Raw genomic sequence first — 26,177 nt, 5'->3', positions numbered from 1 at the left:
ATACTCATAATGCTTAATTCAACCTCATGCTTAAACGACCGCCTTGCGCAAACGATTTTAATTCTGGATGGTGCAATGGGCACCATGATTCAACGTCACGGTTTAACCGAAGCCGATTATCGCGGCACACGGTTTGCGGACTGGCCGAGCGATGTAAAAGGTAATAATGATTTATTGGTCTTAACGCGCCCTGATGTGATTGCCGGTATTCATCGCGCTTATTTAGAAGCGGGCGCAGATATTATTGAAACCAACAGCTTCAATGCCACGCGCATTGCAATGGCTGATTACGGCATGGAAGCGTTCTCTTATGAAATCAACGTGGCAGCGGCGCGATTAGCGCGAGAATCTGCAGATGCGTATTCAACACCAGATAAACCACGTTTTGTTGCTGGCGTTCTCGGCCCCACCAATCGCACTGCATCTATTTCACCTGATGTAAATGATCCTGGTCATCGCAATGTTGATTTTGATACGCTGGTTGCGGCTTATACCGAATCAACTCGCGGTTTAATTGTGGGTGGCGCAGACATCATTTTAATTGAAACCATTTTCGACACCTTGAATGCAAAAGCGGCCGTATTTGCAGTGCGCCAAGTTTTTGATGAAGATGGGATTGAATATCCAATCATGCTGTCTGGGACAATTACCGATCAATCCGGGCGCACATTAACAGGTCAAACGACTGAAGCATTTTTCAATTCGCTGCGCCATGCTGATCCAATTAGCATTGGCTTAAATTGCGCTCTCGGTCCGTATGAATTGCGCCCCTATGTACAGGAATTAGCACGAATTGCCGACTGCATGGTTTCTGCACATCCTAATGCCGGATTACCGAATGAACTTGGCGGTTATGATCTCAGTCCTGAACAAATGGCAACTGAAGTTGCGAATTGGGCGCAAAGTGGTTTTCTTAATATCATCGGCGGCTGTTGCGGCACGACGCCCGATCATATTCGCGCAATGGCTCAGGCGGTTGCTGGAATGCCACCGCGCCAGCGTCCAAATATCGCGCCAGCGTGTCGGTTATCGGGGTTGGAACCATTTAATATCGGTGCAGAATCGCTGTTTGTGAATATCGGTGAACGCACCAATGTTACTGGCTCGGCACGCTTTAAGCGGTTAATTAAAGACGGTGATTACGATACCGCATTGAGTGTGGCGCAAGAGCAAGTTGAAAACGGCGCACAAGTCATTGATGTGAATATGGATGAAGGGCTGCTTGATGCAGTTGCGGCGATGCGGCGGTTTCTCAATTTAGTGGCTGCGGAACCAGAAATTGCTCGCGTACCGGTGATGATTGATTCCTCAAAATGGGAAGTGATTGAAACTGGATTGAAATGTGTGCAAGGCAAGTCCATCGTCAACTCAATTTCAATGAAAGAAGGTGAAGCAAAGTTTTTACAGCAAGCGCGATTATGTCGGCGTTATGGCGCAGCAGTGATCGTGATGGCATTTGATGAAGTTGGGCAAGCGGATACGCAAGCCCGCAAAATTGAAATCTGCACTCGCGCTTATCGGCTTTTAACCGAACAAGTTGGTTTTCCGGCAGAAGATATTATTTTTGATCCGAATATCTTTGCGGTCGCTACCGGAATTGAAGAGCATAACAATTATGCGGTCGATTTTATTGAAGCGACCCGTGAGATTAAACGCAGCTTGCCTCATGCCAAAATCTCCGGCGGAGTTTCCAATGTCTCGTTTTCGTTTCGTGGCAATAACCCAGTGCGCGAAGCAATTCACGCCGTATTCCTCTATCACGCCATTCGTGCTGGCATGGATATGGGTATTGTTAATGCCGGTCAATTAGCTATTTATGATGATTTAACTGCTGAATTGCGCGATGCAGTTGAGGACGTGATTCTCAATCGTCGCGCTGATAGCACTGAACGGTTATTGGATATTGCACCGCGTTATCAAAGCGATGGCGCAACAGAAGTGCGTCCAGAAGAACAAGAATGGCGCAGTTGGCCAATTGAAAAACGCTTAACCCATTCGCTAGTGAAAGGCATCACCGATTATATTGATGAAGATACAGAAGCAGCGCGGCAATTATTAGGACGACCATTGCTGGTGATTGAAGGACCGTTAATGGCGGGCATGAATTATGTCGGTGATCTATTCGGCGCAGGCAAGATGTTTTTACCGCAGGTGGTGAAATCAGCGCGAGTGATGAAAAAAGCGGTTGCTTATTTATTTCCATATTTAGAAGCGGAAAAAGCTGCTGCTGGTGATATGGCGAAAAATAACGGACGCATTTTAATGGCAACTGTGAAAGGCGATGTCCACGATATTGGTAAAAATATCGTCGGCGTTGTTTTGCAATGCAATAATTATGAGGTGATTGATCTTGGCGTGATGGTTTCCGCAGAAACTATTTTTCAACGGGCGCGTGAGGAGCAGGTTGATATTATTGGTTTATCGGGATTGATTACGCCGTCATTAGAAGAAATGGTGCATGTTGCGCAAGAAATGCCACGACAAGGTTTAGATATTCCGTTGTTAATTGGTGGTGCGACGACTTCTAAATTGCATACTGCATTAAAAATTGCGCCGCAACGCACTGCGCCTGTGATTTATGTGCCAGATGCGTCACGGGCAGTTGGTGTTGCCTCTAAATTACTCAGTGATGAGATGCGTGGCGATTACATTGCCGCAATCAATACAGAATACGCCGCAATTCGTGCTGCGCGTGAAAGCAAAGATAACACCCGCAAAGCGATGTTAATTGCGGATGCGCGTGCCAATCGGACGCGGATTGATTGGGCGAATGAGCAACTACCGCGTCCGGCAATACTTGCACCAGAATTCACGAATAACGCTCAATTTAATCTGCACATTGAACGCGACGGCGACCGCGTGATTGGTGTGATTGAAGATTTCCCGCTCACTGAATTGGTGGATTGCATTGATTGGCTGCCGTTCTTTAATGCGTGGGAATTGGCGGGTAAATTCCCTGATATTCTGGACGATGAAATCGTCGGCACGGAAGCGCGGGCATTATTCGCAGATGCGCAACCATTTTTAGCACAATTAGTGAATGAACGTTGGCTAACGGCGCGTTGTGTTTTTGGGTTTTTTCCCGCCAATCGTATTGCTGATGATGATCTTGCGCTCTATACCGATGACACGCGCCAAACCGAATTAATGCGATTGCATCATTTACGTCAGCAAATGTTGCGCAGCGCCGAACGTAGTCAATTTAATCTCTGTTTAAGTGATTTTATTGCGCCAATTGAAGCGCAGCAGCGCGATTATCTTGGTGCGTTTGCATTAACTACTGGCATTGGTATTGACGCGCATTTAGCGCGTTTTGAAGCCGATCACGATGATTACAGCGCCATTATGTTAAAGGCGCTGGCGGATCGTTTAGCAGAAGCCTTTGCGGAACGGCTGCATCAATTGATTAGAACGCATTATTGGGGTTATGCACCGCATGAAGCATTAGATAATGCGGGATTGATTGCCGAACAATATCAAGGTATTCGCCCCGCGCCGGGTTATGCAGCCTGTCCCGATCACACTGAAAAAGGGACGTTGTGGCAATTATTAGAACCGGAGCGGCGAATTGGTTTGCAACTCACTGAAAACTTCGCCATGTTGCCAACTGCTGCCGTTTCCGGTTGGTATTTTTCACATCCGCAAGCGCGTTATTTTGGCACGGGTAAAATTCAAAAAGATCAAGTTGAAGACTATGCAAAGCGTAAAGGAATGACGCTGGCGGAGGCAGAACGATGGTTAGCGCCAGTATTGGGTTATGAATAAATCTCCTTTGCCCACTGTATTAAAAGGCGAGACCATTCTCATTACTGGTCCAGCGCGAAGTGGTAAAAGCGAATGGGCGGAACGGTTAGCGTATGAATCACAACGGCAAGTGATTTATTGCGCAACCGCACTTGAAAATGCTGATGATGCAGAATGGACGGCACGAATTGCTGCCCATCGCACCCGACGTCCGGCAACATGGGCAACGGTTTGCGCTCCAATTGAATTGTCGGCAACGCTTGCCGCTTATCAGAATGCGCAGTATTGTCTATTGGTTGATTCGCTCGGCACTTGGACGGCGAATTTAATTGAACTGAATGACGCGGATTGGCAACTTCAGATCACGCAATTGTTTGAACAATTGAAAACACATCCCGCGTTAATTATTTTTGTTGCCGAAGAAACCGGCTGGGGTGTCATTCCCGCATATCCGATGGGGCGGTTATTTCGTGATCGTTTGGGTGGATTGATTCGTCATCTCGGCGGGCAATGCGCAGCGACCTATTTGGTGACTGGCGGTTATGCGTTGGCATTAAATCGTTTGGGTGTGCGGATTGAATAATGCAGCAGATTGGTGTATTCATCAGCCTATTGTTATTAACGTTATCGACGCTGGCAGATTCATTGCCAACGGTTGCCAGCACCAATTTATGCGCTGATTTGTTATTGCTGCAAATTGCTGATCCGGCGCAGATTATTTCGGTGTCTCGCGCCAGCCACAATCCGCAACTCTCACCGCTCGCTACTGCGGCGGCGCGTTATCCGCCGAATCGTGGCAGCGTGGAGGAAATGTTGGCGCTCAAACCGAATATCGTGCTGGTGTACAGCGGTTGGATGGGGCGGCGTCATGCACAATTGCTTGCAAATCAAGGAATTGAAGTGATTGCGCTGCCGTATCCGAAACATTGGGATGATGCACTGAACACGGCGCGGCAGCTTGCCGCTCGGCTGGGACGCAGCGCGGCGGAGGCTAAAATTGTAGCGTTAGCGCAACAGATGGCGGCGCTGGCGGCGACTGCTCGACCGGCATATAACGTCTTGTATTTGCGAGCAAATGGCGGTACAGCGGGCGCAAATACCTACGTTGATGACGTGTTGCAGCGGTTGCATTTACGCAACGCAGCAGTGTCACAAGGTGTTGCTGGTTGGGGGCGAATGCCGTTAGAACAAGTGGTGCTCACGCCGCCGGAGGTATTTTTGTTGGGATATTTTGAGCAGAATCAAGCGGTTAATCACGCAACATTTGCGCAACATCCGTTGTTGCAACGAATGCTCGCCCAGCGTCCAACCGTTTCCATCGCGGGCAAAGCGTGGGGTTGTGGCGGATTAGAAACACTGGATGCCGCCGCCCAGCTCGCCGCGCAACTCGCACGCCTCCCGTCATCACAGTCACTTTCACCGCAGCGTTAAATTCCGTATTATACGTTGCTCTTTTTAATGCTATTCATTGCACGAATGAGGAATTGTTTGACATGATTAAATTAACCACCTCACACGGTGACATCGTTATTGAATTGGATACAGAAAAAGCGCCGGAGACCTGCGCTAATTTTGAGCAATATGTGCAAGATGGCTATTATGACGGCACCATCTTTCATCGCGTCATTGATGGCTTTATGGTGCAGGGTGGCGGTATGACCGTCGAGTTCAAAGAAAAAACCACACGGGCACCGATTAAAAATGAAGCCAAGAATGGCTTAAAAAATCAGATCGGTACCTTGGCAATGGCGCGGACGCCCGATCCCCATTCCGCTTCGGCGCAGTTTTTCATTAACGTCGCCAATAATAGCTTTTTGGATTATCCAGGGCAGGATGGCTGGGGATATTGTGTGTTTGGGCGCGTGGTAGATGGCATGGCGACGGTGGAGTCAATTAAAGGCGTGGCGACCGGTTCGCGTAAAGGTCATCAGGATGTTCCAGTCGATGATGTTGTGATTGAAAAAGCCGAAGTTCTGGCTTAATTCAATTAAACGCGGAAGCGCACAATCTGTTGTTTAAGATTGAGCGCCAACGCTTCTAAACGATTGGCAGTGCCTGCTGCCATGTGAATTGTGGCGGTGGTATCCGCAACCATGTGCGCAATGCGATCAATATGTTGGGCAATTTCTGTTGACGCATTTGCTTGTTCATGGGTGGTATCGGCTACGGCATGAATGCGTTCTAAATTGCCGCGTGTATTCTCTTCAATTGCCCGCAAAGATTCCGATGCTGAATTCGCCAGCGTCACGCCAACTTCTAATTCCGGCAGTGCTTTATTCATTGCTTCTACTGCGCCTTCGGTATCGTGTTGAATTCCTAAAATCATCTGTTCAATTTCAGTAGTTGCGGTCGCAGTGCTACTGGCTAATTTGCGCACTTCATCGGCGACAACCGCAAAACCACGTCCTTGTTCTCCCGCTCGCGCTGCTTCAATTGCGGCATTGAGTGCCAATAGATTTGTTTGTCCCGCAATCCCTTTAATGACATTGGCAATGGTAGAAATTTGTTTCGTGCGATCTTCTAAAGCACGCATTCGCGCTGAGGCGTCATTCATGGTGGCGGCAATGGTTTGAATAGCGCGACTGGCTTGATCGGCGCGACCGCGTCCTTGTGTTGCTAATGTCAACGCATCTCGAGAATTGCTTTCTGTTTCGCGGGCATTATCGGAAATCTGGCTGGAGCTGACAGTCAATTGGTCAATTGCGGCTGCCATTGCTGACGTTGCTGACGTTTGTTGATTCGCGGCACTGGAGACTTCATTGAAAGCTAATTTAATTTCTTCGGCATCATCAACTAATGAATTCGCTTCTTTATTGATGTTTGTAATCAATTGGCGCAAGGCGCTGATCATGGTGTTGAGCGATTCAAGTAAACTTTCTGGCGGAGGATTTTGGAATGAGATGGATAAATCTCCGGCAGCGATCTGTTGCATTTTTACTTGTGCGGCAGTGGGCTCTCCGCCTAATTGCACCAAAATAGTATTGCCAATTAACCAGCCAACTACGGTTAATACTACCAATAACACTCCTGCAATGCTGCCGAATAACAGCACGGCGTTCCAATATGCGCGTTCAATATCATCAATATAAACGCCAGTGCCAACGACCCAGCCCCAAGGTTGAAATAAGGTGGCATACGAGAGCTTGGGTTCCATTTGGGTTTGATTAGGACGCGGAAACCAATAATCAACAAATCCTCCGCCTTTCTGCGCGGCGGTGACTAATTCTTGCACTAAAAATTTGCCGTTGGAGTCTTTTAAGTCGCGTTTATTTTGTCCTTCAAAGTCGGGTTTAGAAGGATAAAGGACATACACATGATTGGTATCAAAAATGAAATAGTAGTTATCTTGGTCATAACGCAAATGCCGCAGGGTTTCACGCGCTGCGCTTTGCCCTTCTTGTTCTGAAAGCGTGCCCGTTTGTACTAATTGTTGAAAGTGTTTTAAGGTGGCGACGCCAACGTCAACTAAATTCTTGGCTTGCGCTTTGCGTTCTGCCAACATATTTCCTTGCAATTGAAATAATGCAATCATGCTAATGCCAAGTACCCCGAATAACATTAACCCAATCAATGAGCGAATGCGGGTGGCGACTTTCAATTGTTTGAATAACATAATGGCTCCAAGAAATGCTGGAATTCAGCAGCGCGACCTGACATCAACTCATTTTAGCGCAAATAGCGTGACCCACCGCACAAATGCGAGGCGCGGTGATGCGCCTCGCAGCGGGCGATGGGCGTTAATTTGCGGTTGAACTGCTGGGATGCAGCCAGATTTGCCCGTCAGCAACCATCAGGCGATAGGTGCGCAGCGGGGTGACGGCGGGTTCTTCGCAGGCGGCACCGCTGGCGAGATCAAAACGACTGCCGTGCAGCGAGCATTTGATCCGTGCGCCTTCTAAGCAGCCAAACGCCAGCGGGTAGTCTTCGTGGCTGCAATTGTCTTCCACTGCATACAGCACGCCGTCAACGTTGGCGAGGAGACAGCGTTGTCCGGCGGCGGTGACGCTGATGAATTCACCCGCTGCCAGCGCGTCGGCGGCGGCAACTGCAATCCAAGGTGCATCCATGTCAGCGTACCCGGGCGACGGCAGCGCCGGAGTTGAGAACGTCGCGCACGCGGTCGGCGGCGACTGTCAAAGACGGTTCGCGCCCGATATGCCACAAAATCAGTGCGCCCGCGCAGACGAGGCTGTCATACGTCGGGCCGGGCTGTCCGGCGAGAGCGGCCATGCCGACGGCGGCAGCCGCTTGCGCAGTGGCGGTGACATCAACGGCAACTGCGATCTCATCGCCGGGGCGCATCGCTTGCGGCAGGCTATCGGGCAACGGCACCGCCCGTTCTGGCTGTTCAATGCCGAGCGCGACCGGATCAATATCAAACGCCTGTTCTTCGGCATGATGGTGATAGTTAAAACAGACGCCCGTTTGCCGCAGCGAGGGCATCATTCCGCCTTCAATGCCGCGCACCAACAGCGCCGAATCAAACCCGGCGTGTCGCGCCAGCAGCGCATAAATCCGCGAATAGGGTTTATGCACATAACCCGTCACCAGATGAGTGCGGTTGCGACCGTGAAGCGGACGCGCCATCACCTCAACCGTCGTCAACGCCTGCCGCTTCACGATTGCCGTGCGCAACGCCGTCAACGCGTGCAAGGGCGGGCAAAATTGACTCTGATCGAGATAACTCCAGCCCAACGTCGGATCGGCGAGCCGCGCTGCCGCTTGCGCGGGCGTCAACTCCGTCGCCACGCCCGCTGCCGCCAAAATATGCCGATGCGTCACACCAAACTTCGGCCCCACCGCCAACGCCCCCTGCGTGATCGCCGCCACGCCGCACTCCGCTAACAACGGCAACACAAACGGCGCAGCCGGCAAACAACGGTTATAGCCATCGTAGGGATCGGCGATGTCCACCACCTCATCAACTTCCGCCGTTACCGCGACAGTCACATCGCGGATCGCATCTAAAATACCTTTAAATTCATCATCGGTTTCGCGCTTCATTCGCAGCGCAATTAAAAAGATGCCCGCCTGCACTGGCTCAATCAATCCATCTAAAATTGCCCGCATTCCCGCCCGCGCTTCTTCTTGTGAAATCGCTTTAGATAACGTGGGGCCAGTAGCAATGCGTTGAATAATTGAGCGCATTTGTAAACGCGCAACATCAATCTGAGCATAATTCATTCTTTAATGTCCAAATAAAATTCTAATCGCCATTGATTAGAAAACTTCATTGATACTTGGTGGGCGATAACGCTTGCTCGCCCCATCCAAGCTCCCAGTAGCCGTACATGATGTCACACGACTGCCGCCCGGTGACAACGCAGCGCGACCGAACGCAATCAACTCAGCACTTCTCAGCCGCCAGCGGCGGGAACAACCACCGCTGTTTGGCGCACCTTTAAGATGGGTAAGCAGCGTGCATCAATCAAGCGGTGCAGAAATAGCACCAGCGCAAGTCTAAATCACACTGCCAACTGCCAACTCAAAAAAATCGCCATTCCTGTCTTATAAACTTCACAATTTTAATCACCCAATTATGTTAGTTTTTCTGTAACGCAACACGGAATAACACATGGAAACCGGCGATGTCTTTTGCTTCAGTCAATCCAGAATTACCTATTTTAACAGCGCGAGCGGTGTTAATTGGACGTTATCTTGATTTGCGGCGTCTCGATCAATTTGAGCCATTAGCAACTAATCCATTGCTAGTGACGGTTCCGCAGCACGGTCAAGCCGTCTTATTACGTTCTGGTGCCGTAGTTTTATTCGGCGTCACGCTGGAAGATGAGTTGGCATTTATTACCCAACTGCGTCCGCTGATTAAAGAACCGTTAGCGCGGAATGAATATGAAGAATTGCTATTAACGATTGATAGCAAACGTCCCGAAGGCATTGAGCGAGAGCGCGTGATTTTAGCCAATACGGAAAGCGCACGGTTACAAGTGATTGCCGATATTCTCGGCAAAAGCGTATTGCTGGCGGAACAGGAAACGCGAGTAGCCCGCGCCTTTGATCGCATTGAACCATTGGCGAATCGTTTACGCAATGATGGACGCGGCGGCAGCAATGCCAAAACCCTGATTCGTCATATTGGCGAAGCGTTAGCAATTCAACAGGAAATGGTGGGACGGGGTGAAGTGGGCGATAAACCCGAAGTGATTTGGGAGCGCCCTGATTTAGAACGGCTCTATTTGAATTTGGAAGCGGAATATGAAATCCGCGAGCGTCAAGTGGCGTTGGAACGTAAATTAGCGTTAATTAACGATACCGCCGCCACCTTATTAGATTTGCTGCAAAGTAAGCGCAGCATTCGCGTGGAATGGTACATCGTGATCTTAATTGTCGTCGAAATTGTTTTGACGCTGTACGATCTGTTTATTCATTCCGCGACTTAATATCCATAATGGCGCAGGGTATCAATTAAAATCTCACGATTGCGATAACGAATATCCTGCCCCAACGCCACATAAATCACCTGCTCGGCAATCGTTGCAGCGTGATTACCAATCCGTTCCAGCGCATGAGCCGCAGTTAATAAACACACCACTTGGCGCGGAATTAACCCTTCACGATTCATCTTGCCCAACAATTGCCGCGCTGCATTGGAAGCCTGATATAAACTCGGTTCATCTTCAAAAATACTGAGTGCGAGTTTCACATCAAAGGTGGCAACGGCTTGAATACTCCGCTCAAACATGCAGCAGGCTTTATCATCTAAGGCTTGCAGCGCCTGATTCAACTCATCAGAAATCACATCAGCATTCGTATCTAATAACGCCAATAATTCCGATGCTTGCCGCGCAATTCGTGCCGCTTTATCGCCAGCGCGTTCGACTTCTCCCGCAATTTTTGACAGCGCCAACACAATACGCAAATCAATCGCAGTGGGTTGTCGCCGCGTAATCACACGAAAGACTTCTTCATCCGCATCCAGCGATAAATAATCAATCAACGGTTCCCGATCCAAAACGCGATAGGCTTGGCATTCAACGCGATCAACTAATGCCACCACTGCTGCTTGCGTTTGTTCGACAACGCGCCCACCCATCTCTAAAATAATGCTGCGCAGTTTGGCGAGTTCTTCATCATAACGATGTACGGTGTGACCAGTGGTAATATCCGTTTTTGGTTTAGCAAAGCTAGGGTCTGGCATGATGAATCCGGGCAACAGGATGAATGGAAATGCGCTGCGACATTAACCGAAACGACCGGTAATATAATCTTCAGTTAATTTGTGTTGCGGGTTGGTAAAGATGTGATTGGTTTCTCCCACTTCAATGAGATCGCCTAAATGAAAATAAGCGGTACGTTGTGAAACGCGAGCCGCCTGTTGCATGGAATGGGTGACGATGGCGATGCTGTAATTCTGGCGCAATTCGTCAATCAATTCTTCCACAATTGCGGTGGCAATTGGATCCAATGCCGAACAAGGTTCATCCATTAAAATCACTTCCGGCGAAACCGCAATGGTGCGGGCAATACACAGCCGCTGCTGTTGTCCACCAGATAAGCCCGTACCGGGTTGATCTAGCCGCTCCTTCACTTCTTTCCATAAACCCGCTTTTTGTAAACTGGCTTCGACCAGTTCATCTAATTCCGCTTTGTTATTGGTCAAGCCGTGAATGCGCGGGCCGTAAGCGACGTTCTCATAAATCGACTTGGGAAATGGATTGGGTTTTTGAAATACCATGCCCACTCGCGCCCGCAATGGCACCGGATCAAGTTTTTTGTCGTAAATCTCTTCACCGTCTAATTGAATGGAGCCGGTGACGCGACAATCAACGATGGTGTCATTCATCCGATTTAAGCTGCGTAAAAAGGTCGATTTGCCGCAGCCAGACGGGCCAATCATCGACACCACTTCATTCTTGCCAATATCTAAACTGACGTTTTTAATCGCCTGTTTGTTGCCATACCACACGTCAACATTGCGGCACACCATGCGCGGTTCAGCGGCAGTGAAATCGCCAACCGTTTCGCGTGAATGTTGGGCGCTGGCGAGTTCGGCAGAAGTCATGACACTCATTGCTTTATCCATTGCTTCAACTGTAGTGCTCATTTTGAATGAAAACCTCAATTCGGGTGAATTCAATAATCATGCGTTTACCAGCGCCGCTCGAATTTGCGGCGTAATAATACGGCGGCGAGGTTCATTAAAAAGAGAAATGCTAATAATACGATAATCGCCGCCGAGGTGCGTTCGACAAAGGCGCGTTCGGGGCTGTCTGCCCACAGAAAAATCTGCACCGGCAACACCGTCGCGGAATCGGTAAAACCACTAGGAATATCAACGATGAACGCGATCATGCCGATCATCAGCAACGGCGCACTTTCGCCCAGCGCCCGCGCCATGCCGATGATCGCGCCAGTCAACATGCCGGGCAGCGCCAGCGGCAGCACGTGATGGAACTGGGTTTGCAGCGCCGAGGCACCAACGCCGAGCGCCGCTTCCCGAATGGAGGGCGGTACCGATTTGAGCGCCACCCGGCTGGCGATGATGATGGTCGGCAGGGTCATAATCGTCATCACCAGCGCCGCCACCAGCGGGGTGGAGCGCGGAATGCCGAAAAAGCCGATAAACACTGCCAATCCCAGCAGCCCGAATACAATCGACGGCACGGCAGCTAAGTTGTTGATATTCACCTCAATTAAATCCGTCCAGCGATTTTTGGGGGCGAATTCTTCCAGATACAACGCCGCGCCTACGCCAATCGGAAATGACAGCAGCAGCGTCAGCAGCAAGGTGTAAAACGATCCCATCAACGCGCCAGCAATGCCGGCTAATTCCGGCTCCCGCGAGGTGCCGTGCGTTAAAAAGATGGTGTTAAACCGCTTGGCGACGCGCCCCTGCTGCTCCAACTGCGTCACCCAGCCAATCGTTTCATCGCTGACCCGCCGATCTTCGGGCGCGGCGGTGCGGTCGATATTGCCCTTGACCAGCATGTCAATATCGTCATCCGCCAGCACCCACAGCTCCGGCGTCGTCCCAATCAACGCCGGCTCCGCCAGCACCTGCTCACGCACCAGATCACCCGCGCCCACGCTCACCAGCGCATACAGCCGCCGCAAGGCTTGGCGCTCCGTCAGATCGGGAAATTGCTGGCGCAGCGCGTCACGAATCAGCTTGGTGTAATTGGCGGCAGCGAGCGTTGCCGGTTCCCGCGAGCCGCTCGGATCAATCACCTCGGCGCTCAAATTGAGCGGCAGTTGGATATAGGTTTGGGCAAAGGCGGTGTAGCCCTTGCTGACGATGTCGGTAAACAGCAACACGACAAAGCTCAATCCCAGCGCGACGGCAAACGCCCCGAGGCGGCGAAACCGGCGCTCGCGGGCATAACGGCGTTTGAGCGAAGCGTTGACGATGTCGATGGTGCGGCGCGGCGCGTCAGATGCTGGCGGGGGAGAGGGAGTGTTATTCATATTGCTCACGATATTTGCGCACGATAGAAAGAGCGAGAACGTTGAGTGCCAGCGTTACCACAAACAGCGTCAACCCCAGCGCGAAGGCAGCGAGCGTTTTGGCGCTGTCAAATTCCTGATCGCCGGTCAGCAAGGTCACGATCTGCACCGTCACGGTGGTCACGCTGTCGAGCGGATTCGCGGTCAGATTTGCCGCCATGCCTGCCGCCATCACCACGATCATCGTTTCACCAATCGCCCGCGACACCGCCAGCAAAATCCCGCCGACGATGCCCGGCAATGCCGCTGGAATCACAACGAGGCGGATCGTTTCCGACTGCGTCGCGCCGAGCGCATAAGACCCATCGCGCAGCGCCTGCGGCACCGCGTTAATCACGTCATCAGCCAGTGATGAAATAAACGGGATAATCATCACCCCCATCACCAAGCCAGCCGCCAGCGCACTTTCTGACGCCACCTCCAGCCCCACTGCCGCGCCCAGCTCGCGGATCACCGGCGCGACCGTCAGCGCCGCGAAAAAGCCATACACCACCGTCGGAATGCCGGCGAGCACTTCAATGATCGGCTTGGCAATGGCGCGGACAGAACGCGAGGCGTATTCGGAAAGATAAATCGCTGACATCAAGCCAATCGGCACTGCGACCACCATCGCAATCAACGACACCATCAAGGTGCCGGTAAACAGCGGAATCGCACCAAATGCGCCGGTTGCGCCCACTTGATCGGCGCGGAGTGCGATCTGTGGACTCCAATTCGTGCCAAAGAAAAATTCCAGCGGCGAGACCAGCTCGAAAAAGCGCAGCGATTCAAATAACACGGAGAGCACGATCCCCAGCGTGGTCAGAATCGCCAGCGAGGAGAAAATCACCATGATGACCAGAAAGACCGACTCAACCCGATTTCGCGCTCGCATCTGCGGTTCTGTGCGCGACCACGCGAAGCTGGCACCGCCCAGCGCCAGCGCCAGCACTGCCAGCCACTGCGCCTGCGTCGATAATTCTTCAAAGCGGGCAAATTGCGTGGCAGCGGCTTGAATCTCCGGCGTGACCGTTGCTGACACGATATTGCCGGTGGCTAAGTTTTTAATGTCGTTGAGAATTAAATCAATTTGCCCAGCGGATTGGGCAGCGACCAGATCGGGCGGCAACTGCGCCGTGACCAGCGCGGTGATGAAATGATCCTGAAAACCCAGCCACAGTCCCAGCAGCAACAGCGCCGGAATACCCGCCCACAGCGCGGCATAAACGCCGTAATACGCTGGCAGCGAGTGCAGATGATTGATCTGTTTGAGACCGCCGACCCGCGTGATGGCTCGTTTCATTCCGAGGTGATAGGCCAGCGCCATCACTGCGAGCAGGAGAAGAATAAGCGTCCAGGTGTGCATGAACAATTCGCCGGATGGGACAAGGGAACGCCGCCGCTTCGGAAGTTGAAGCGACGGCGGGCGAGGCGCGATTGGCCTCGGAGCAACGCCGCGATGTTATTCAGGTTTGCTCATCGGTGTCAGCGCCCGTGCGGACTTGGCGACGCTGGTGCGGTCAGCATCTGGCAAGGAAATCAAGCCTTTATCTGCCAGATACCCTTCTGGCCCCCACGCTTTATCGTTGGTGAATTCGCTGACGAATTCTTTGATGCCGGGAATGGTGCCGACGTGCGCGTTCTTGACGTAGAAATAAATCGAGCGCGAGACCGGATAGGAACCATCAGAAATCGCGTCATAACTCGGCGCGACACCAGCGATCTTGGAACCCTGCACCTTGTCGGTGTTCTGGTCGAGGAAGCTGTAGCCGAAAATGCCCAGCGCATTCTTATTGGACGACAGCTTCTGCACGATCAGGTTGTCATTCTCGCCGGCTTCGACGTAAGCGCCATCTTCCCGCACGCCGCCGCAGACTGCCTTGTGCAGCTTCTCATCGCTCTTTTTCAGTGCCTTGATGACAGGAATGCTGTTGCAGCCGCCTTCCATCGCCAGCTCAACAAACGCATCGCGGGTGCCGGAGGTCGGCGGCGGGCCGAGCACTTCAATTTTGGTATCTGGCAGCGCGGAGTTGACATCCTTCCACGTTTTATTCGGGTTCGGCACGAACTTGCCGCTGCTGTCTGGAACGTCTTTCGCCAGTGCTAAAAAAATGTCCTTCAGCGATAAATCCAACTGCTTGGCGGACTTCGCGTTGGCAATGGCGATGCCATCAAAGCCGATTTTGACTTCGGTGATCTCCGTGACGCCCGCTTTCTGGCAATTCTCAAACTCCGACGCCTTCATCTGCCGCGAGGCGTTGGTGATGTCAGGATGGTCAACGCCGACGCCACCGCAAAACAATTTCATGCCGCCGCCAGTGCCGGTTGATTCCACTTTGGGCGTATTGAATTTGCCCGTGCGCCCGAAGGTTTCCGCGACTGCCGTCGAAAAAGGAAACACAGTTGAGGAACCAACGATGTTGATGGTGTCGCGGGCGGCCAGCGCCTGACCCGATAACAGCGTCATGGCGACCGCAACGGCAGAAGTCAGCAGAGTCTTATTCATCAAGTGCCCCTAAACTCAAAAGTGAAATAAAAAATTGATTGAGGTGATCGGCGCGAATGCTAAACAACATTGGTGACTGTTTGATGACGCTGCGCTTTATTGCGCCTTTAATTGCCCCAAAGCGCGAATTAAGCGCACGCTGGCATTAAAAAAATCCTCATCAGGATGCGCTGCGCACAGCGCCCGAATCCGCACCATCGCCGCTGTCAATTCCGCATCGCGCAACACATCGCGCCCGGTGGTCAGATTCAAGCCCGTGACCAAACCCGCCAGCCATTCCTGATAACGGCGATACTCTTCGCCAGCCAGCGGCAGTGATAAGGCATCGGCGGGAGCGGCAGCGAGAAATTCGCCGCAGCTTTTCATCCCATATCCCCATAATGCCGGCACGCCGGGCGCTTGCTGCGCGGGGCGATCTGCTGCCGATGCGGCCGTCGTGCTGAGGAGTAACAGCATCAACCATTTACCGTTATGATTCATTCAACTCATCCTATTATTTCACTGTGAATAACCAGCGCCAGCGCCAGCATGATTGCGCCGTTTATTCCGGCATGTGACGACTCTTTTATTATGCGCATTTTAATGATTTCTGATGTGTATTTTCCCCGCATCACCGGCGTGTCCACGTCGATTCAAACCTTTGCCCGTGAATTTGTCCGCGCTGGACACGAGGTCACGCTGATTGCGCCGGACTACGGGCACAGCGCCGCAGAACCATTCGAGATTCTGCGCATTCCGTCGCGGTATCTGCCGATTGATCCCGAAGATCGCATCTTGCGCCTGCGCCAATTGCGGCGCTATGACGCGGAGTTACAGCGACGCGGCTTTGATCTCGTTCACATTCACACGCCATTTCTGGCGCACTACAGCGGGCTGCGGCTGGCGCGGCTGCTCAAGGTGCCGGTGGTCGAGACCTATCACACGTTTTTTGAGCAGTATCTGCATCACTACGTCACCTTTGTGCCGGCGGCGTGGCTGCGGTGGACGGCGCGACATTTTGCGGTGTCGCAATGCGTGGCGGTCAACGCGCTGATTGTGCCGTCGCAGCCGATGCGCGAGGTGTTATTGCAGTACGGCGTCAACACGCCAACGGTGGTGATTCCGACCGGAATTGCGTTGGAACAATTTCGACGCGGCGACGGGGCGCAATTTCGAGCGCGTTATCAGATTGCGCCGGAGCGCCCGCTGTTGGTTCACGTCAGCCGGCTGGCGTTCGAGAAAAACATTGATTTCATCTTGCGGGCGCTGGTGCGGATCAAGCAGCAGGTGCCGGATGTGATGCTGGCGCTGGTCGGCGCAGGGCCAGCACACGCGCAGCTCGTCGCGCAAATTCAGACGTTGGGCTTGACTGACAACACGCTGCTGACTGGGTATCTCGCCCGCGATGGCAGTTTGGAAAGTTGCTACAGCGCGGCGACGGCGTTTGTTTTTGCTTCGCGGACGGAAACGCAGGGCTTGGTGGTTTTAGAGGCGCTGGCGCTGGGGGTGCCGGTGGTTTCAACGGCGGTGATGGGCACGAAAGCGGTGCTGGCTGGCGGGCGCGGGGCGCTGATTGCGGAAGACGATGAAGCTGATTTTGCAGCAAAAACGGTGCGAATGCTGACGGATACGGCGCTGCGGGAGCGGCTGGCGCAGGAGGCGGTGGACTATGCGCAAACGTGGTCAGCGCCGGTGTTGGCAGAACAGTTATTGCAGCTTTATGCGGAAGTGTTGGATTGAAAAAAGTTGTCAGTTGGCAGTTGTCAGTAAAAAATGGCGTTGCAATCAATCATTTTTATCTGCAACTGCATCATCATTGATGTAGTTGCGCGATTGCAGCTTCCGCAGAACTGGCTTGCAATTGACCTGCATAAAAAGAATTAACGGCATATTGTGCCTCAGCAGCAATTTCGGCGCGACGTATTTCAATTTGGCGCTGCTGTAAAATTTGCACCAGTATTTCCTGTTGCTCGATTGGCAATTGCAACACCGTTTCAAGTGCTTGATCCAAAGTCATCACTGCCGACATGTTAAAAACCTCATTTTCTATCCAATCTCCGAATCAACCTGCATTCCCTTTTTTTATCAAGGAAATGCGGTTTTATTAAAGAATCAAAAAAGATCAAAATCACTGTCCGCCGCGGACGAGGCGAACGTGGTAGTCGTCGTACCGATCGTCGCTGCTGGCGTGGCCATAGTCGAAATTCACGTACCACGCGAAGCCCGAGTAGTTGGCATACGGAGAACCGGACCAAAACCACGAACTCGGCGTATTGGGAAAAGCCTGTTGGTCGATAGTCGGTTTTTGACCTTCTACGATCAGCGTTTTTAATTCATCAATTGACGGCAAGCGCCAATCGCTGTGTCCGGCATATCCGCCACGTTGATTCAATTCGTTGGCTGCGGCATGTGCAGCATCCCAGTTGTATTCTTTCGCTTCGCCGTTGCAAGTTTCACCTGCCCAAGTTTGCCCCAAAGCGCAACGCATCCACTGCAAATCGGTTTCTTTATCCAATACTGTACCGTCGCCTAAATCACGATAGCGTCCGTTAATAGCAGATGAACCGATGGTGCAATCTTTGAAAATCAACGCGCCGTCGTTTCCTTCCAAAGTCAGCGTCATGTTGTCTAAAGATTTGAGCGTCTCTAAAACAAGAACCCGATTCTTAAATAGTTGAACTGCGTTGGCTTGAATCGGCAGCAATTCGGAAAAATCAATCGCTTGGTTATCGGTCTCGCTATGCGTAACCACTTCCGCAACGTTCAAACCGAATTTAGGCGCTGGCTCGTTAAACAAAACCGCAATCACGGCATCATCCGCTTCAACGGCGAAAATCTCGCACAAGCGTTTGAATACCGTTTGATCGTCATCGCTGATGTCAATTGCCTGTAATGCTTCCAATTCGGTGTTCAATTTGCGCACCGCCAGCCATTTTCCCAACAATCTGCTGCGATAATGCGCGAGAATTTCCAGCGTAAAATGCTCGCGGATTTCCTCGATATTCTTCGCTCTGATGCCGTCAAGCGGCAGATCAAACTTGATGATTTTGGGCATAACATCCTCTCCACAATAAATGCCATTGAAACGACCGGCAGCGCATACGCCGCAGCTTTTTGATTGCTAAATGCCAGCGCAGTGTACATACTTAACAACAACTCACGCAACTGTGGACTTACCATGAGCAGCAATAAACATAACTTAATTTGGTTAGATTTAGAAATGACCGGCTTGGAACCTGCGCAGGATTTCATTCTGGAAATTGCCACCATCGTCACCGATAGCGAATTGAATATCTTGGCAGAAGGGCCAGTGCTGGCAATTCACCAACCGGCTGCGGTTTTAGAAGGAATGGATGAATGGAACCGCACTCATCACGGCAATTCTGGTTTAATTGCGCGGGTGCAAGCCAGTGAATTCACCGTTACCGCTGCGGAAACGGCGACTTTGGAGTTTTTAGCGCAATGGGTGCCAGCCGGAGCTTCGCCGTTATGCGGCAATAGCATTTGTCAAGATCGGCGTTTTTTAGCACGGTGGATGCCGCGTTTTGATGCCTATTGCCATTACCGCAATTTAGATGTGAGCACCCTTAAAATTCTCGCCCAACGCTGGGCACCCGCCATCGCTAATGATTTCAAAAAAACCAATCAACATTTAGCGTTGGCGGATATCCGCGAATCAATTGGTGAATTGCAACATTACCGCACCCATTTCTTGCGCACGGCTTAAACCACAGGCGGCACAGCAGCGAGCTGTGCCAATTCTTGCGCTTCAAAATCCATTCCAAACTCCAAGCCCGGATTGAGCGTGATTGCATAACCCACGCCGAGCTTCTGTAAAATCCAGCGTAAATCAGTCACCAAACCGCCGCCATAGCCCGGAAAACTCGCCACAAATGTTTTCGCTCGCTCCGGACTGGTGAATAACACCAATACTGTTTCGCCAGTTTCAGTCGTCACTTTCAACGGCTGCGCGGTGGTCGATACTTGCAAACCACCGGGTTGAGTGGGCGGTTCATAAATCGGCATAAAGACTTCTGCATCCAACAACGTCGCTAAAAACGTTTCTGGCGCTAATTCCCCGTTTTGCGCGGACATCAACTGCCGTTCTAATTCATTCTGCGCTACAAAAATTGCATTCATTGTTATGCTCACATCCTCAAAAAAAGCCCCTCACTGTAAACAGTGAAGGGTTTATAGTGCAATAACGCCAGCACTCAACAGCACCCGTGCCGCCGCGCTTGCGCTTCGGCTAATTCGTGCAACATTGGTACCGTATCATCCCAACTCACGCAGGCATCAGTCACGCTCTGGCCAAAAATTAACTCTTTGTTAGAGTCAAGATTTTGCCGTCCCGCTACCAAATGACTTTCAATCATCACGCCAATAATGCTGCGCTCACCACGTCCAATTTGTCCCGCCACATCTTGGCAAATCCGTATCTGTTTTTCAGGACGTTTGGCGCTGTTGGCATGACTAAAATCAATCATAATTTTAGGCGTTAAACCGGCGGCTAAAATCTCTTCTGCCGCTAAACTCACGCTCTCGGTGTCGTAATTCGGGCGCTGCCCACCGCGTAAAATAATGTGGGTATCACGATTGCCGGTGGTGCTAAAAATTGCAGATTGCCCTTCTTTCGTCACCGACATAAAGACATGCGGACGCGCTGCGGCATGAATCGCATCAATGGCAACGCGCACATCGCCAGTGGTGGCATTCTTAAATCCAATCGGACACGATAAACCAGAGGCTAATTCCCGATGCCCTTGGCTTTCCGTCGTCCGGGCACCAATTGCGCCCCAACTGACTTGATCGGCAATATATTGTGGACTGATTAAATCAAGAAATTCCGTGCCTGCCGGAATGCCCATTTCATTCACGTCCAATAATAATTTACGCGCAATTGCCAAGCCGCTATTGATGGCAAAACTGCCATCTAAATTGGGATCGTTAATCAGCCCTTTCCAGCCAACAGTCGTGCGCGGTTTTTCAAAATAAACCCGCATCACCAATAACAATTGCTCATTCAAATCGCGGCATAACGGCTGGAGTCGCTGCGCGTATTCCAACGCCGCCAGCGGATCGTGTACCGAGCACGGGCCGACGACGACCAGCAGCCGCTGATCTTGACCGTGCAGAATGTTTTGGATGGCGTGGCGGGCGGTGTAAACGGTGGTTGCTGCCGCAGCAGACAATGGGATTTCTTCGTGCAAAGCGCGGGGTGAGCGCACTTCAGTGATATTGCGAATGCGCAAATCGTCGGTTTGGTGCATGGTTTTGACGCTAACGGTTGCGAAAAAGTGACAAGTATAAACCAAAGCCGTCTCCCGCTTGCCGTGCCACAATTTGCCCACAATTGCATCTAACCCCACGATGACCACCTCCGCCGTCACCTCAGACTTTTTGAAATCAACATGCTGCGTCGTCTCCTCCCTGTTCTCATCCTGATCGCCGGCGTTGGCGGTTTTTATCTGCTCAAAACCACGCGCCCCAAGCCGCCACCAGTCGCGGCGCAAGAACGCATCTGGCGCGTTGCCGTCACCACCGTCACGCCCGCCACCCAGCACCCCGTGCTAACGCTGTTTGGACGCGTCGAAGCGCCAGATCGTATTCGCGCTGCCGCTCCCGTCGCTGGACGTTTGGCGGAAGTGCGGGTGCGCGATGGCGAACGGGTACGCGCTGGCGCAGTGCTGGCGCGACTTGATCCGCGTGATTTGCAACCGCGTCTCGCCAAAGCGCAGGCCGAGGTGGACAAGGAACAATTGCGCCTGACGCACGACCGTGAGGCGCTGGTGCAGGAGCGGGAACTGCTGCGGTTGGCGGAAGTGGCGGTGAATCGCGCTGACACGGTGCAAGCCAAACAATTGGCATCAGTCTCCAGCGTCGATGAAGCGCGGCAGCAATTGGCGCGGGCGCGGCTGACCGTCACGTTGCGCGAGCAGTCGCTTGCCGAACATCCAGCGCGGCTGGCGACGCTGACTGCGACCTTGGCGGAGGCGCAGCGCGATGCCGAGCGCGGTGAAATTCGCGCTCCTTTTGCGGCGCGAATCGGCGTGGTGGAAGCGGCTGCCGGCGATCAATTGCAGCCCAATCAAACGATTTTGACCTTATTTCCGCAGAACGGGCTGTATCTGCGCACCACCATTCCCGGCGCATACAGCGCGGCGCTGCGGCAGGCGCTTGATGGTGGTGAACGTTTGACTGCCAGCGGCACCTACTCCGGTCAATCGCTGACGGCAGTGTTGGAACGGCTCGCTGGTGAAGCTGACGCTCGCGGCGTGGAGGCGCTGCTGCGGCTCAACGCGACGGCGGAGGTGCCGCTGGGCGCTTTCGTGACGCTGCAATTGGAGCGCCCCGCTGTCGCCAATACCATCGCGCTGCCGTTTGCGGCGCTGCATGGCGGTGATCATATTTTTGTGGTGACGGATGGACGATTGCGGCGCGTCAGCGTGGAGCGGATCGGCGAGCTGGCACATTCAAAGGGGGGCTTTGAGGATGCGGGCAGCTTGATGTTGATTCGTGCCGCTGAACTGACCGCTGGCACGGCGGTGATGACGACGCATCTGCCCAACGCGATTGATGGTCTCAAAGTGGAGTCAATCCAGTGAAACACGGACTGATTGCCATCTTTGCTCGGCATCGCTTGCTCGCTAACTTATTGATGGGCATGATTTTTGTGGTCGGCGGGCTGGCGCTGCTGCGGATGAATGTCCAGTATTTTCCGAGCTTTGCGCTGGATGTGATTTCCGTGCGGGTGGTGTGGAGCGGGGCGGCAGCCGAGGATGTGGAAAACGGGATTTTGATTCCGCTGGAGGAGCGGCTCAAAACCGTTGACGGCTTAAAAAAGCTCAATGCGACTGCCGCGCAGGGCGTCGCCAGCCTGATGCTGGAATTGGAAGAAGGCACCGATTCGTTGCTTGCGCTCGATCAGGTGCGGCAGCGGGTCAGCGAGTTTCGCAACTTCCCGAAAGATGCGGAAACGCCGCAAATCAGTCGCATCTCGCGCTATGAATCGGTGGCGCGGGTGCTGGTGTCCGGGTCGAGCGTGGCGGAATTGCGTCCTTGGGTGCGGCAGTTTGAGCGTGAGCTGCTGGCGCGGGGCATTGATCGGATTGACATCAGCGGGCTGCCGACGGAGCGCATCGCCATTGAAGTGCCGGGGCGGACGCTGGAAACGCTGGGGCTGTCGATGGATGGCATTGGCGAACAGGTGGCGCGGCTGGCGCGAGATATTCCGTCGGGCACGGCAGGCGATGCCGATGGAGCGCGAGAATTGCGCAGTTTGGAGCAGCGCCGCGATCCGCAAGCCTTTGAAGATTTGGCGATTGTGAGCGATACGCGGGGCATGGTGCGGCTGGGCGATGTGGCGGTGATTGTGCGCGAGGCGCGTCCAGCAAGTTTGGAATTGCGAGCGTTGGCAACGTCGCCGCACGCGCCGAGTGATGAATCCGCCCAACCGCCTATTGACCAATCCCCCCAACCCCCCTTTTCCAAAGGGGGGCTTGATGTGTCCTTTTCCAAAGGGGGGCTTTCTGCGGTCTCAAATCCCCCCGTTGAAACAGCCACCGCATCATCTCCCCCCTTTGAAAAAGGGGGGTCGGGGGGGATTGCGGCGACGGTGGAGATTTTCGTGCAGCGGGCTGAAAACGGTAATTCGTTGACGGCAGCGAAACTGTTTGAACAGTGGCTCACAGAAACGCGCCCCACCTTGCCACCCAGCATCACGCTCACGATCTTTGATGCCCAGTGGGAACAGATTCGAGATCGCGTCAACTTGTTGACCGACAACGGTTTACAGGGCTTCACGCTGGTGATGCTGCTGCTGTTCATCTTTTTACCCGGGCGCGTTGCCTTTTGGGTGGCGATGGGTATTCCGACTGCGTATCTCGCCGCACTGGCGCTGCTGTGGTTATTCGGCGGCACCATCAACATGATCAGTCTGTTTGGGCTGCTGCTGACTTTGGGCGTGATCGACGATGACGCGATTGTGATTGGCGAATATGCCGAGTCGCGCTTTCGTGCCGGATTAGCGCCAGCCGCTGCCGCCGTCGCCGGAGCACGGCGCATGTTTTGGCCGATTTTCGCCTCTGCCCTGACCACCGTCGCCGCCTTTCTGCCGCTGATGCTGATTGGCGGCGTGATGGGCAACATCCTCGGCGACATTCCATTTGTGGCAATCATGGTGCTCATGGCGTCGCTGGTGGAGGTCTTCCTCATCATGCCCGCGCATCTGCGCGTCGCTTTTGAGCATCACGCGGAAGCCAAAATCCCGCGCTGGCGGCTGCGCGTTGACGCTGCGTTTGACCATTTCCGCGACGGCATTTATCGCCCGTTGGTCACAACCGCCCTGCACTGGCGCGGCGTCACCGTCAGCTTCGTCGTCGTTCTGATGCTGTTGGCAGTGGGATTGCTGGCAGGCGGACGCATTCAATTTGTCTTTTTCCCGACTCCAGAAGCGCAAATCGTCTTTGCTAACGCGACCTTCGTTGCTGGCACCCCGCGCCAGCACACCGCCGCATTTTTAGCGGAAATGGAACAGGCGCTGCACGACGCCGAGCGCGAGTTGGGCGGTAACTTGGTTGATGCAGCAACGGCGCGGCTTGGTGGCACGGTCTCGGTAGAAAAGGGCGACGGCGCAGCGGGCGATCAATTGGCATCGTTGATGGTGCAATTGGTGCCGACCGAGCGGCGCACGGTGCGCAATGAGCAGTTTTTGGCGCTGTGGCGCGACAAGCTCAGGTTGCCGGCAGGATTGGAAAATCTGGTGATTTCATCGCGCCGCGCTGGTCCGCCCGGACGCGATTTAACCCTGCGCATGACCGGCGACGATGCTGGGCAATTGAAGGCAGCGGCGCTGGCGCTGGCACAGAGTTTGGAAACGCTGCCGGGCGTGTCCGACATGCTGGATGACATGCCGTTTGGGCGCGAGCAGTTGATTTATCGGCTCACTCCCGCTGGACAGGCGCTCGGACTGACCACCGAAATGCTGGGGCGACAACTCCGCGCTGCATTCGACGGCTATTTAGCGCAACTGGTGCAGGTCGGACAGGATGAATTGGAAGTGCGGGTGCTGCTGCCGCGTGCCGAGCGCACACGGTTGGATGTGCTGGAGCAGTTACTGATTCGCGTCGCGGACGGCAGCTTTGTGCCCTTGCCGACGGTGGCGCAGTGGGAGACGCGACGCGGTTTTGAGGCGCTGCGCCACGCTGACGGACGGCTGGCAGTTGAAGTCTCGGCGGACGTCAATCGGGCGCTGAGTACGCCAGACAATGTGCGCGAGGCGCTGGAGCGCGAGCTGCTGCCGAAGCTGGTGGCGGATTACGGTTTGGAATACAGCTTTGAAGGTCGCGCCGCCGATCAACGCGAGACATTGGGCGAGATGCGGCTGGGATTGTGGCTGGGGCTGGCGCTGATTTATGTGATTTTAGCGGCGGTCTTTTCGAGCTGGGGTTGGCCGCTGGTGGTAATGACCGCCATTCCGTTAGGTTTAATTGGCGCAATTGGCGGACATTGGCTATTGGGATTGGATTTAACGCTGCTGTCGTTATTCGGTTTATTCGGCTTATCGGGAATTGTGGTGAATAACGCGATCATTCTGGTGAGCATGTATCACGAATTGCGCGATGAAGGTATGGAAGTTGAAACAGCGTTAATTGAAGCGGCAACCTCGCGGCTGCGAGCGATGTTATTAACATCAGCGACGACGGTGGTGGGATTGGGGCCGCTGATTTTTGAAACCAGTTTGCAGGCGCAGTTTTTAATTCCAATGGCAGTATCATTAGCGTTTGGAGTGGGATTTTCTACAATTCTGGTCTTGTTATTTACGCCCGCGCTGCTGTCATTCCATGAAAGTATTCATTATCGGCTGGCGCGGTGGTGGCAGAATAAATGAGAGCAGTTAATTCCGATGAAACACCAAACTCGGTTGCCCACCGGCTGCCAGCCGCAAGCGGGTGAGCGTGGCGGGTGGCACCTCGATTTGCCACAGCGTCACATTCGGCTGTTGCAGCACCTCGGCGAGAATCACGCGGATGACGCCGCCGTGCGTGATGAGCAGTTGGTGCGACGGGGCGGCGGTGCTGTTGGCAACGACCAGCGCGTGCCATGCCGCAGCGACACGGGCGCGAAATGCGGCGACGGTTTCAGCCGCTGGCGGAGTGAAGCCAACGGGGTCTTGCCACCACTGCGCCAGCAGTTCTGGCGGCAGCTCGGCAGCGGTCAAGCCTTCCCACGCGCCAAAATCGCGCTCACCAAACGCGGCGTTGAGGTGCAGCGGGACTTCAAGTTGGGTTGCCAGATGCTGCGCGAAGCTGGCGCAGCGACTCGCAGGCGAGCTGTGCAATGCTGTCCACGCGGGCGCAACGGCGGTGGCATGTACCATCTGCGCCCAACCCGGCGCGGTTAATGGCACATCGCTCGTGCCGCAAAACGCGCCGGTGCTGGCGGTTTCGCCGTGACGCAATAAATCAATAAAAGAATCCATCGCTTGCTCTTGAAAAAGTTTTCGGTT

The 26,177-nt window shown here is 53.3% G+C and carries 23 protein-coding genes; 9 read left to right on the top strand and 14 right to left on the bottom strand.

Annotated features, from left to right (window positions below; all coding sequences use genetic code 11):
* Nucleotides 1–9: 9 nt before the first annotated feature.
* From metH to CKO12_RS03180, 4 genes are all read left to right on the top strand, one after another.
* Nucleotides 10–3,765: a methionine synthase gene (gene metH / locus CKO12_RS03195; protein WP_200153287.1), complete on the top strand. Its 3,756-nt coding sequence runs from the start codon at nucleotides 10–12 to the stop codon at nucleotides 3,763–3,765.
* Nucleotides 3,758–4,327, top strand: a complete 570-nt coding sequence (cobU, locus tag CKO12_RS03190; RefSeq protein ID WP_200153286.1) for a bifunctional adenosylcobinamide kinase/adenosylcobinamide-phosphate guanylyltransferase — start codon at nucleotides 3,758–3,760, stop codon at nucleotides 4,325–4,327. Before metH ends, cobU begins: the two co-directional genes overlap by 8 nt.
* Complete coding sequence (locus CKO12_RS03185) at nucleotides 4,327–5,175, top strand: ABC transporter substrate-binding protein (protein ID WP_200153285.1); 849 nt, start codon at nucleotides 4,327–4,329, stop codon at nucleotides 5,173–5,175. Before cobU ends, CKO12_RS03185 begins: the two co-directional genes overlap by 1 nt.
* A 62-nt stretch (nucleotides 5,176–5,237) precedes the next feature.
* Nucleotides 5,238–5,726, top strand: a complete 489-nt coding sequence (locus CKO12_RS03180; protein WP_200153284.1) for a peptidylprolyl isomerase — start codon at nucleotides 5,238–5,240, stop codon at nucleotides 5,724–5,726.
* A 5-nt stretch (nucleotides 5,727–5,731) separates the two neighbouring features.
* Here the strand turns inward: CKO12_RS03180 and CKO12_RS03175 are convergent, their stop codons facing one another.
* The 3 genes from CKO12_RS03175 to CKO12_RS03165 form a co-directional block, all read right to left on the bottom strand.
* Complete coding sequence (locus CKO12_RS03175; RefSeq protein ID WP_200153283.1) at nucleotides 5,732–7,357, bottom strand: methyl-accepting chemotaxis protein; 1,626 nt, start codon at nucleotides 7,355–7,357, stop codon at nucleotides 5,732–5,734.
* Nucleotides 7,358–7,481: 124 nt separating this feature from the next.
* The gene (locus tag CKO12_RS03170; protein ID WP_200153282.1) at nucleotides 7,482–7,811 is read right to left on the bottom strand and encodes a Rieske (2Fe-2S) protein; all 330 of its coding nucleotides are present in this window, start codon (nucleotides 7,809–7,811) and stop codon (nucleotides 7,482–7,484) included.
* 1 nt (nucleotide 7,812) lies between these two features.
* Nucleotides 7,813–8,928: an anthranilate phosphoribosyltransferase gene (locus CKO12_RS03165; RefSeq protein ID WP_200153281.1), complete on the bottom strand. Its 1,116-nt coding sequence runs from the start codon at nucleotides 8,926–8,928 to the stop codon at nucleotides 7,813–7,815.
* Nucleotides 8,929–9,332: 404 nt separating this feature from the next.
* Here CKO12_RS03165 and CKO12_RS03160 point away from each other — a divergent pair, with 404 nt between their 5' ends.
* Nucleotides 9,333–10,142 (top strand): RMD1 family protein, encoded by an 810-nt coding sequence (locus CKO12_RS03160; RefSeq protein ID WP_200153280.1) that lies wholly within the window; start codon nucleotides 9,333–9,335, stop codon nucleotides 10,140–10,142.
* Here CKO12_RS03160 and CKO12_RS03155 read toward each other — a convergent pair.
* From CKO12_RS03155 to CKO12_RS03130, 6 genes are all read right to left on the bottom strand, one after another.
* Nucleotides 10,139–10,900, bottom strand: coding sequence for a phosphate signaling complex PhoU family protein (locus CKO12_RS03155; protein WP_200153279.1), 762 nt, complete (start codon nucleotides 10,898–10,900; stop codon nucleotides 10,139–10,141). The genes CKO12_RS03160 and CKO12_RS03155 overlap by 4 nt on opposite strands.
* A 42-nt stretch (nucleotides 10,901–10,942) precedes the next feature.
* Complete coding sequence (pstB, locus tag CKO12_RS03150; protein WP_200153278.1) at nucleotides 10,943–11,806, bottom strand: phosphate ABC transporter ATP-binding protein PstB; 864 nt, start codon at nucleotides 11,804–11,806, stop codon at nucleotides 10,943–10,945.
* A gap of 44 nt (nucleotides 11,807–11,850) precedes the next feature.
* Entirely contained in the window at nucleotides 11,851–13,167 is a 1,317-nt protein-coding gene (gene pstA, locus CKO12_RS03145; protein ID WP_200153277.1) for a phosphate ABC transporter permease PstA, read from the bottom strand.
* Nucleotides 13,160–14,551, bottom strand: coding sequence for a phosphate ABC transporter permease subunit PstC (pstC, locus tag CKO12_RS03140; protein WP_200153276.1), 1,392 nt, complete (start codon nucleotides 14,549–14,551; stop codon nucleotides 13,160–13,162). Before pstC ends, pstA begins: the two co-directional genes overlap by 8 nt.
* 96 nt (nucleotides 14,552–14,647) lie before the next feature.
* Nucleotides 14,648–15,691 carry a PstS family phosphate ABC transporter substrate-binding protein gene (locus tag CKO12_RS03135; protein ID WP_200153275.1) on the bottom strand — a complete coding sequence of 348 codons (1,044 nt, stop codon included), beginning with the start codon at nucleotides 15,689–15,691 and terminating at the stop codon, nucleotides 14,648–14,650.
* 96 nt (nucleotides 15,692–15,787) lie between these two features.
* The gene (locus tag CKO12_RS03130) at nucleotides 15,788–16,171 is read right to left on the bottom strand and encodes a hypothetical protein (RefSeq protein WP_200153274.1); all 384 of its coding nucleotides are present in this window, start codon (nucleotides 16,169–16,171) and stop codon (nucleotides 15,788–15,790) included.
* A gap of 90 nt (nucleotides 16,172–16,261) precedes the next feature.
* On the opposite strand from CKO12_RS03130, the gene CKO12_RS03125 reads away from it, so the two are divergent.
* Complete coding sequence (locus tag CKO12_RS03125; protein WP_200153309.1) at nucleotides 16,262–17,410, top strand: glycosyltransferase; 1,149 nt, start codon at nucleotides 16,262–16,264, stop codon at nucleotides 17,408–17,410.
* Between the two features lie 73 nt (nucleotides 17,411–17,483).
* Here the strand turns inward: CKO12_RS03125 and CKO12_RS03120 are convergent, their stop codons facing one another.
* Complete coding sequence (locus CKO12_RS03120; RefSeq protein WP_200153273.1) at nucleotides 17,484–17,699, bottom strand: hypothetical protein; 216 nt, start codon at nucleotides 17,697–17,699, stop codon at nucleotides 17,484–17,486.
* A 99-nt stretch (nucleotides 17,700–17,798) separates the two neighbouring features.
* On the bottom strand, nucleotides 17,799–18,725 hold the full coding sequence (locus CKO12_RS14835; RefSeq protein WP_242466178.1) for an Lcl C-terminal domain-containing protein: 927 nt from the start codon (nucleotides 18,723–18,725) through the stop codon (nucleotides 17,799–17,801).
* Nucleotides 18,726–18,848: 123 nt separating this feature from the next.
* On the opposite strand from CKO12_RS14835, the gene orn reads away from it, so the two are divergent.
* Nucleotides 18,849–19,397, top strand: coding sequence for an oligoribonuclease (gene orn, locus CKO12_RS03110; RefSeq protein WP_200153272.1), 549 nt, complete (start codon nucleotides 18,849–18,851; stop codon nucleotides 19,395–19,397).
* On the opposite strand, the gene CKO12_RS03105 is transcribed toward orn, so the two are convergent.
* Together CKO12_RS03105 and CKO12_RS03100 are read right to left on the bottom strand one after the other, a co-directional pair.
* Nucleotides 19,394–19,810, bottom strand: coding sequence for an SseB family protein (locus CKO12_RS03105; protein WP_200153271.1), 417 nt, complete (start codon nucleotides 19,808–19,810; stop codon nucleotides 19,394–19,396). The two genes, orn and CKO12_RS03105, sit on opposite strands and share 4 nt — an antisense overlap.
* Nucleotides 19,811–19,884: 74 nt before the next feature.
* A complete protein-coding gene (locus CKO12_RS03100; RefSeq protein ID WP_200153307.1) occupies nucleotides 19,885–20,940 on the bottom strand; it encodes a 3-deoxy-7-phosphoheptulonate synthase in 1,056 nt (351 codons plus the stop codon).
* 141 nt (nucleotides 20,941–21,081) lie between these two features.
* On the opposite strand from CKO12_RS03100, the gene CKO12_RS03095 reads away from it, so the two are divergent.
* Together CKO12_RS03095 and CKO12_RS03085 are read left to right on the top strand one after the other, a co-directional pair.
* The gene (locus tag CKO12_RS03095) at nucleotides 21,082–22,275 is read left to right on the top strand and encodes an efflux RND transporter periplasmic adaptor subunit (RefSeq protein ID WP_200153270.1); all 1,194 of its coding nucleotides are present in this window, start codon (nucleotides 21,082–21,084) and stop codon (nucleotides 22,273–22,275) included.
* A complete protein-coding gene (locus tag CKO12_RS03085; RefSeq protein WP_338032684.1) occupies nucleotides 22,272–25,559 on the top strand; it encodes an efflux RND transporter permease subunit in 3,288 nt (1,095 codons plus the stop codon). The genes CKO12_RS03095 and CKO12_RS03085 overlap by 4 nt, the downstream gene beginning before the upstream one ends.
* Before the next feature lie 6 nt (nucleotides 25,560–25,565).
* Here the strand turns inward: CKO12_RS03085 and CKO12_RS03080 are convergent, their stop codons facing one another.
* Complete coding sequence (locus tag CKO12_RS03080) at nucleotides 25,566–26,150, bottom strand: histidine phosphatase family protein (protein WP_200153269.1); 585 nt, start codon at nucleotides 26,148–26,150, stop codon at nucleotides 25,566–25,568.
* Between the last annotated feature and the right edge of the window lie 27 nt (nucleotides 26,151–26,177).

Origin of the sequence: Chromatium okenii (genome assembly GCF_016583745.1) — a bacterium.
In the GTDB taxonomy this organism is placed as follows: Bacteria; Pseudomonadota; Gammaproteobacteria; order Chromatiales; family Chromatiaceae; genus Chromatium; species Chromatium okenii.
This window is presented reverse-complemented; position numbering and strand designations above follow the sequence as displayed.

Excerpts from the sequence above, each read along its gene's own strand:
- pstC (WP_200153276.1), bottom strand. The coding sequence starts at position 14,551 with ATGCACACCTGGACGCTTATTCTTCTCCTGCTCGCAGTGATGGCGCTG.
- orn (WP_200153272.1), top strand. The coding sequence starts at position 18,849 with ATGAGCAGCAATAAACATAACTTAATTTGGTTAGATTTAGAAATGACC.
- cobU (WP_200153286.1), top strand. The coding sequence starts at position 3,758 with ATGAATAAATCTCCTTTGCCCACTGTATTAAAAGGCGAGACCATTCTC.
- CKO12_RS03120 (WP_200153273.1), bottom strand. The coding sequence starts at position 17,699 with ATGTCGGCAGTGATGACTTTGGATCAAGCACTTGAAACGGTGTTGCAA.
- CKO12_RS03155 (WP_200153279.1), bottom strand. The coding sequence starts at position 10,900 with ATGCCAGACCCTAGCTTTGCTAAACCAAAAACGGATATTACCACTGGT.
- CKO12_RS03080 (WP_200153269.1), bottom strand. The coding sequence starts at position 26,150 with ATGGATTCTTTTATTGATTTATTGCGTCACGGCGAAACCGCCAGCACC.
- CKO12_RS03165 (WP_200153281.1), bottom strand. The coding sequence starts at position 8,928 with ATGAATTATGCTCAGATTGATGTTGCGCGTTTACAAATGCGCTCAATT.
- CKO12_RS03130 (WP_200153274.1), bottom strand. The coding sequence starts at position 16,171 with ATGAATCATAACGGTAAATGGTTGATGCTGTTACTCCTCAGCACGACG.
- CKO12_RS03105 (WP_200153271.1), bottom strand. The coding sequence starts at position 19,810 with ATGAATGCAATTTTTGTAGCGCAGAATGAATTAGAACGGCAGTTGATG.
- pstA (WP_200153277.1), bottom strand. The coding sequence starts at position 13,167 with ATGAATAACACTCCCTCTCCCCCGCCAGCATCTGACGCGCCGCGCCGC.
- CKO12_RS03180 (WP_200153284.1), top strand. The coding sequence starts at position 5,238 with ATGATTAAATTAACCACCTCACACGGTGACATCGTTATTGAATTGGAT.
- CKO12_RS03185 (WP_200153285.1), top strand. The coding sequence starts at position 4,327 with ATGCAGCAGATTGGTGTATTCATCAGCCTATTGTTATTAACGTTATCG.
- CKO12_RS03160 (WP_200153280.1), top strand. The coding sequence starts at position 9,333 with ATGTCTTTTGCTTCAGTCAATCCAGAATTACCTATTTTAACAGCGCGA.
- CKO12_RS03175 (WP_200153283.1), bottom strand. The coding sequence starts at position 7,357 with ATGTTATTCAAACAATTGAAAGTCGCCACCCGCATTCGCTCATTGATT.
- CKO12_RS14835 (WP_242466178.1), bottom strand. The coding sequence starts at position 18,725 with ATGCCCAAAATCATCAAGTTTGATCTGCCGCTTGACGGCATCAGAGCG.
- pstB (WP_200153278.1), bottom strand. The coding sequence starts at position 11,806 with ATGAGCACTACAGTTGAAGCAATGGATAAAGCAATGAGTGTCATGACT.
- CKO12_RS03125 (WP_200153309.1), top strand. The coding sequence starts at position 16,262 with ATGCGCATTTTAATGATTTCTGATGTGTATTTTCCCCGCATCACCGGC.
- CKO12_RS03095 (WP_200153270.1), top strand. The coding sequence starts at position 21,082 with ATGCTGCGTCGTCTCCTCCCTGTTCTCATCCTGATCGCCGGCGTTGGC.
- metH (WP_200153287.1), top strand. The coding sequence starts at position 10 with ATGCTTAATTCAACCTCATGCTTAAACGACCGCCTTGCGCAAACGATT.
- CKO12_RS03170 (WP_200153282.1), bottom strand. The coding sequence starts at position 7,811 with ATGGATGCACCTTGGATTGCAGTTGCCGCCGCCGACGCGCTGGCAGCG.
- CKO12_RS03135 (WP_200153275.1), bottom strand. The coding sequence starts at position 15,691 with ATGAATAAGACTCTGCTGACTTCTGCCGTTGCGGTCGCCATGACGCTG.
- CKO12_RS03100 (WP_200153307.1), bottom strand. The coding sequence starts at position 20,940 with ATGCACCAAACCGACGATTTGCGCATTCGCAATATCACTGAAGTGCGC.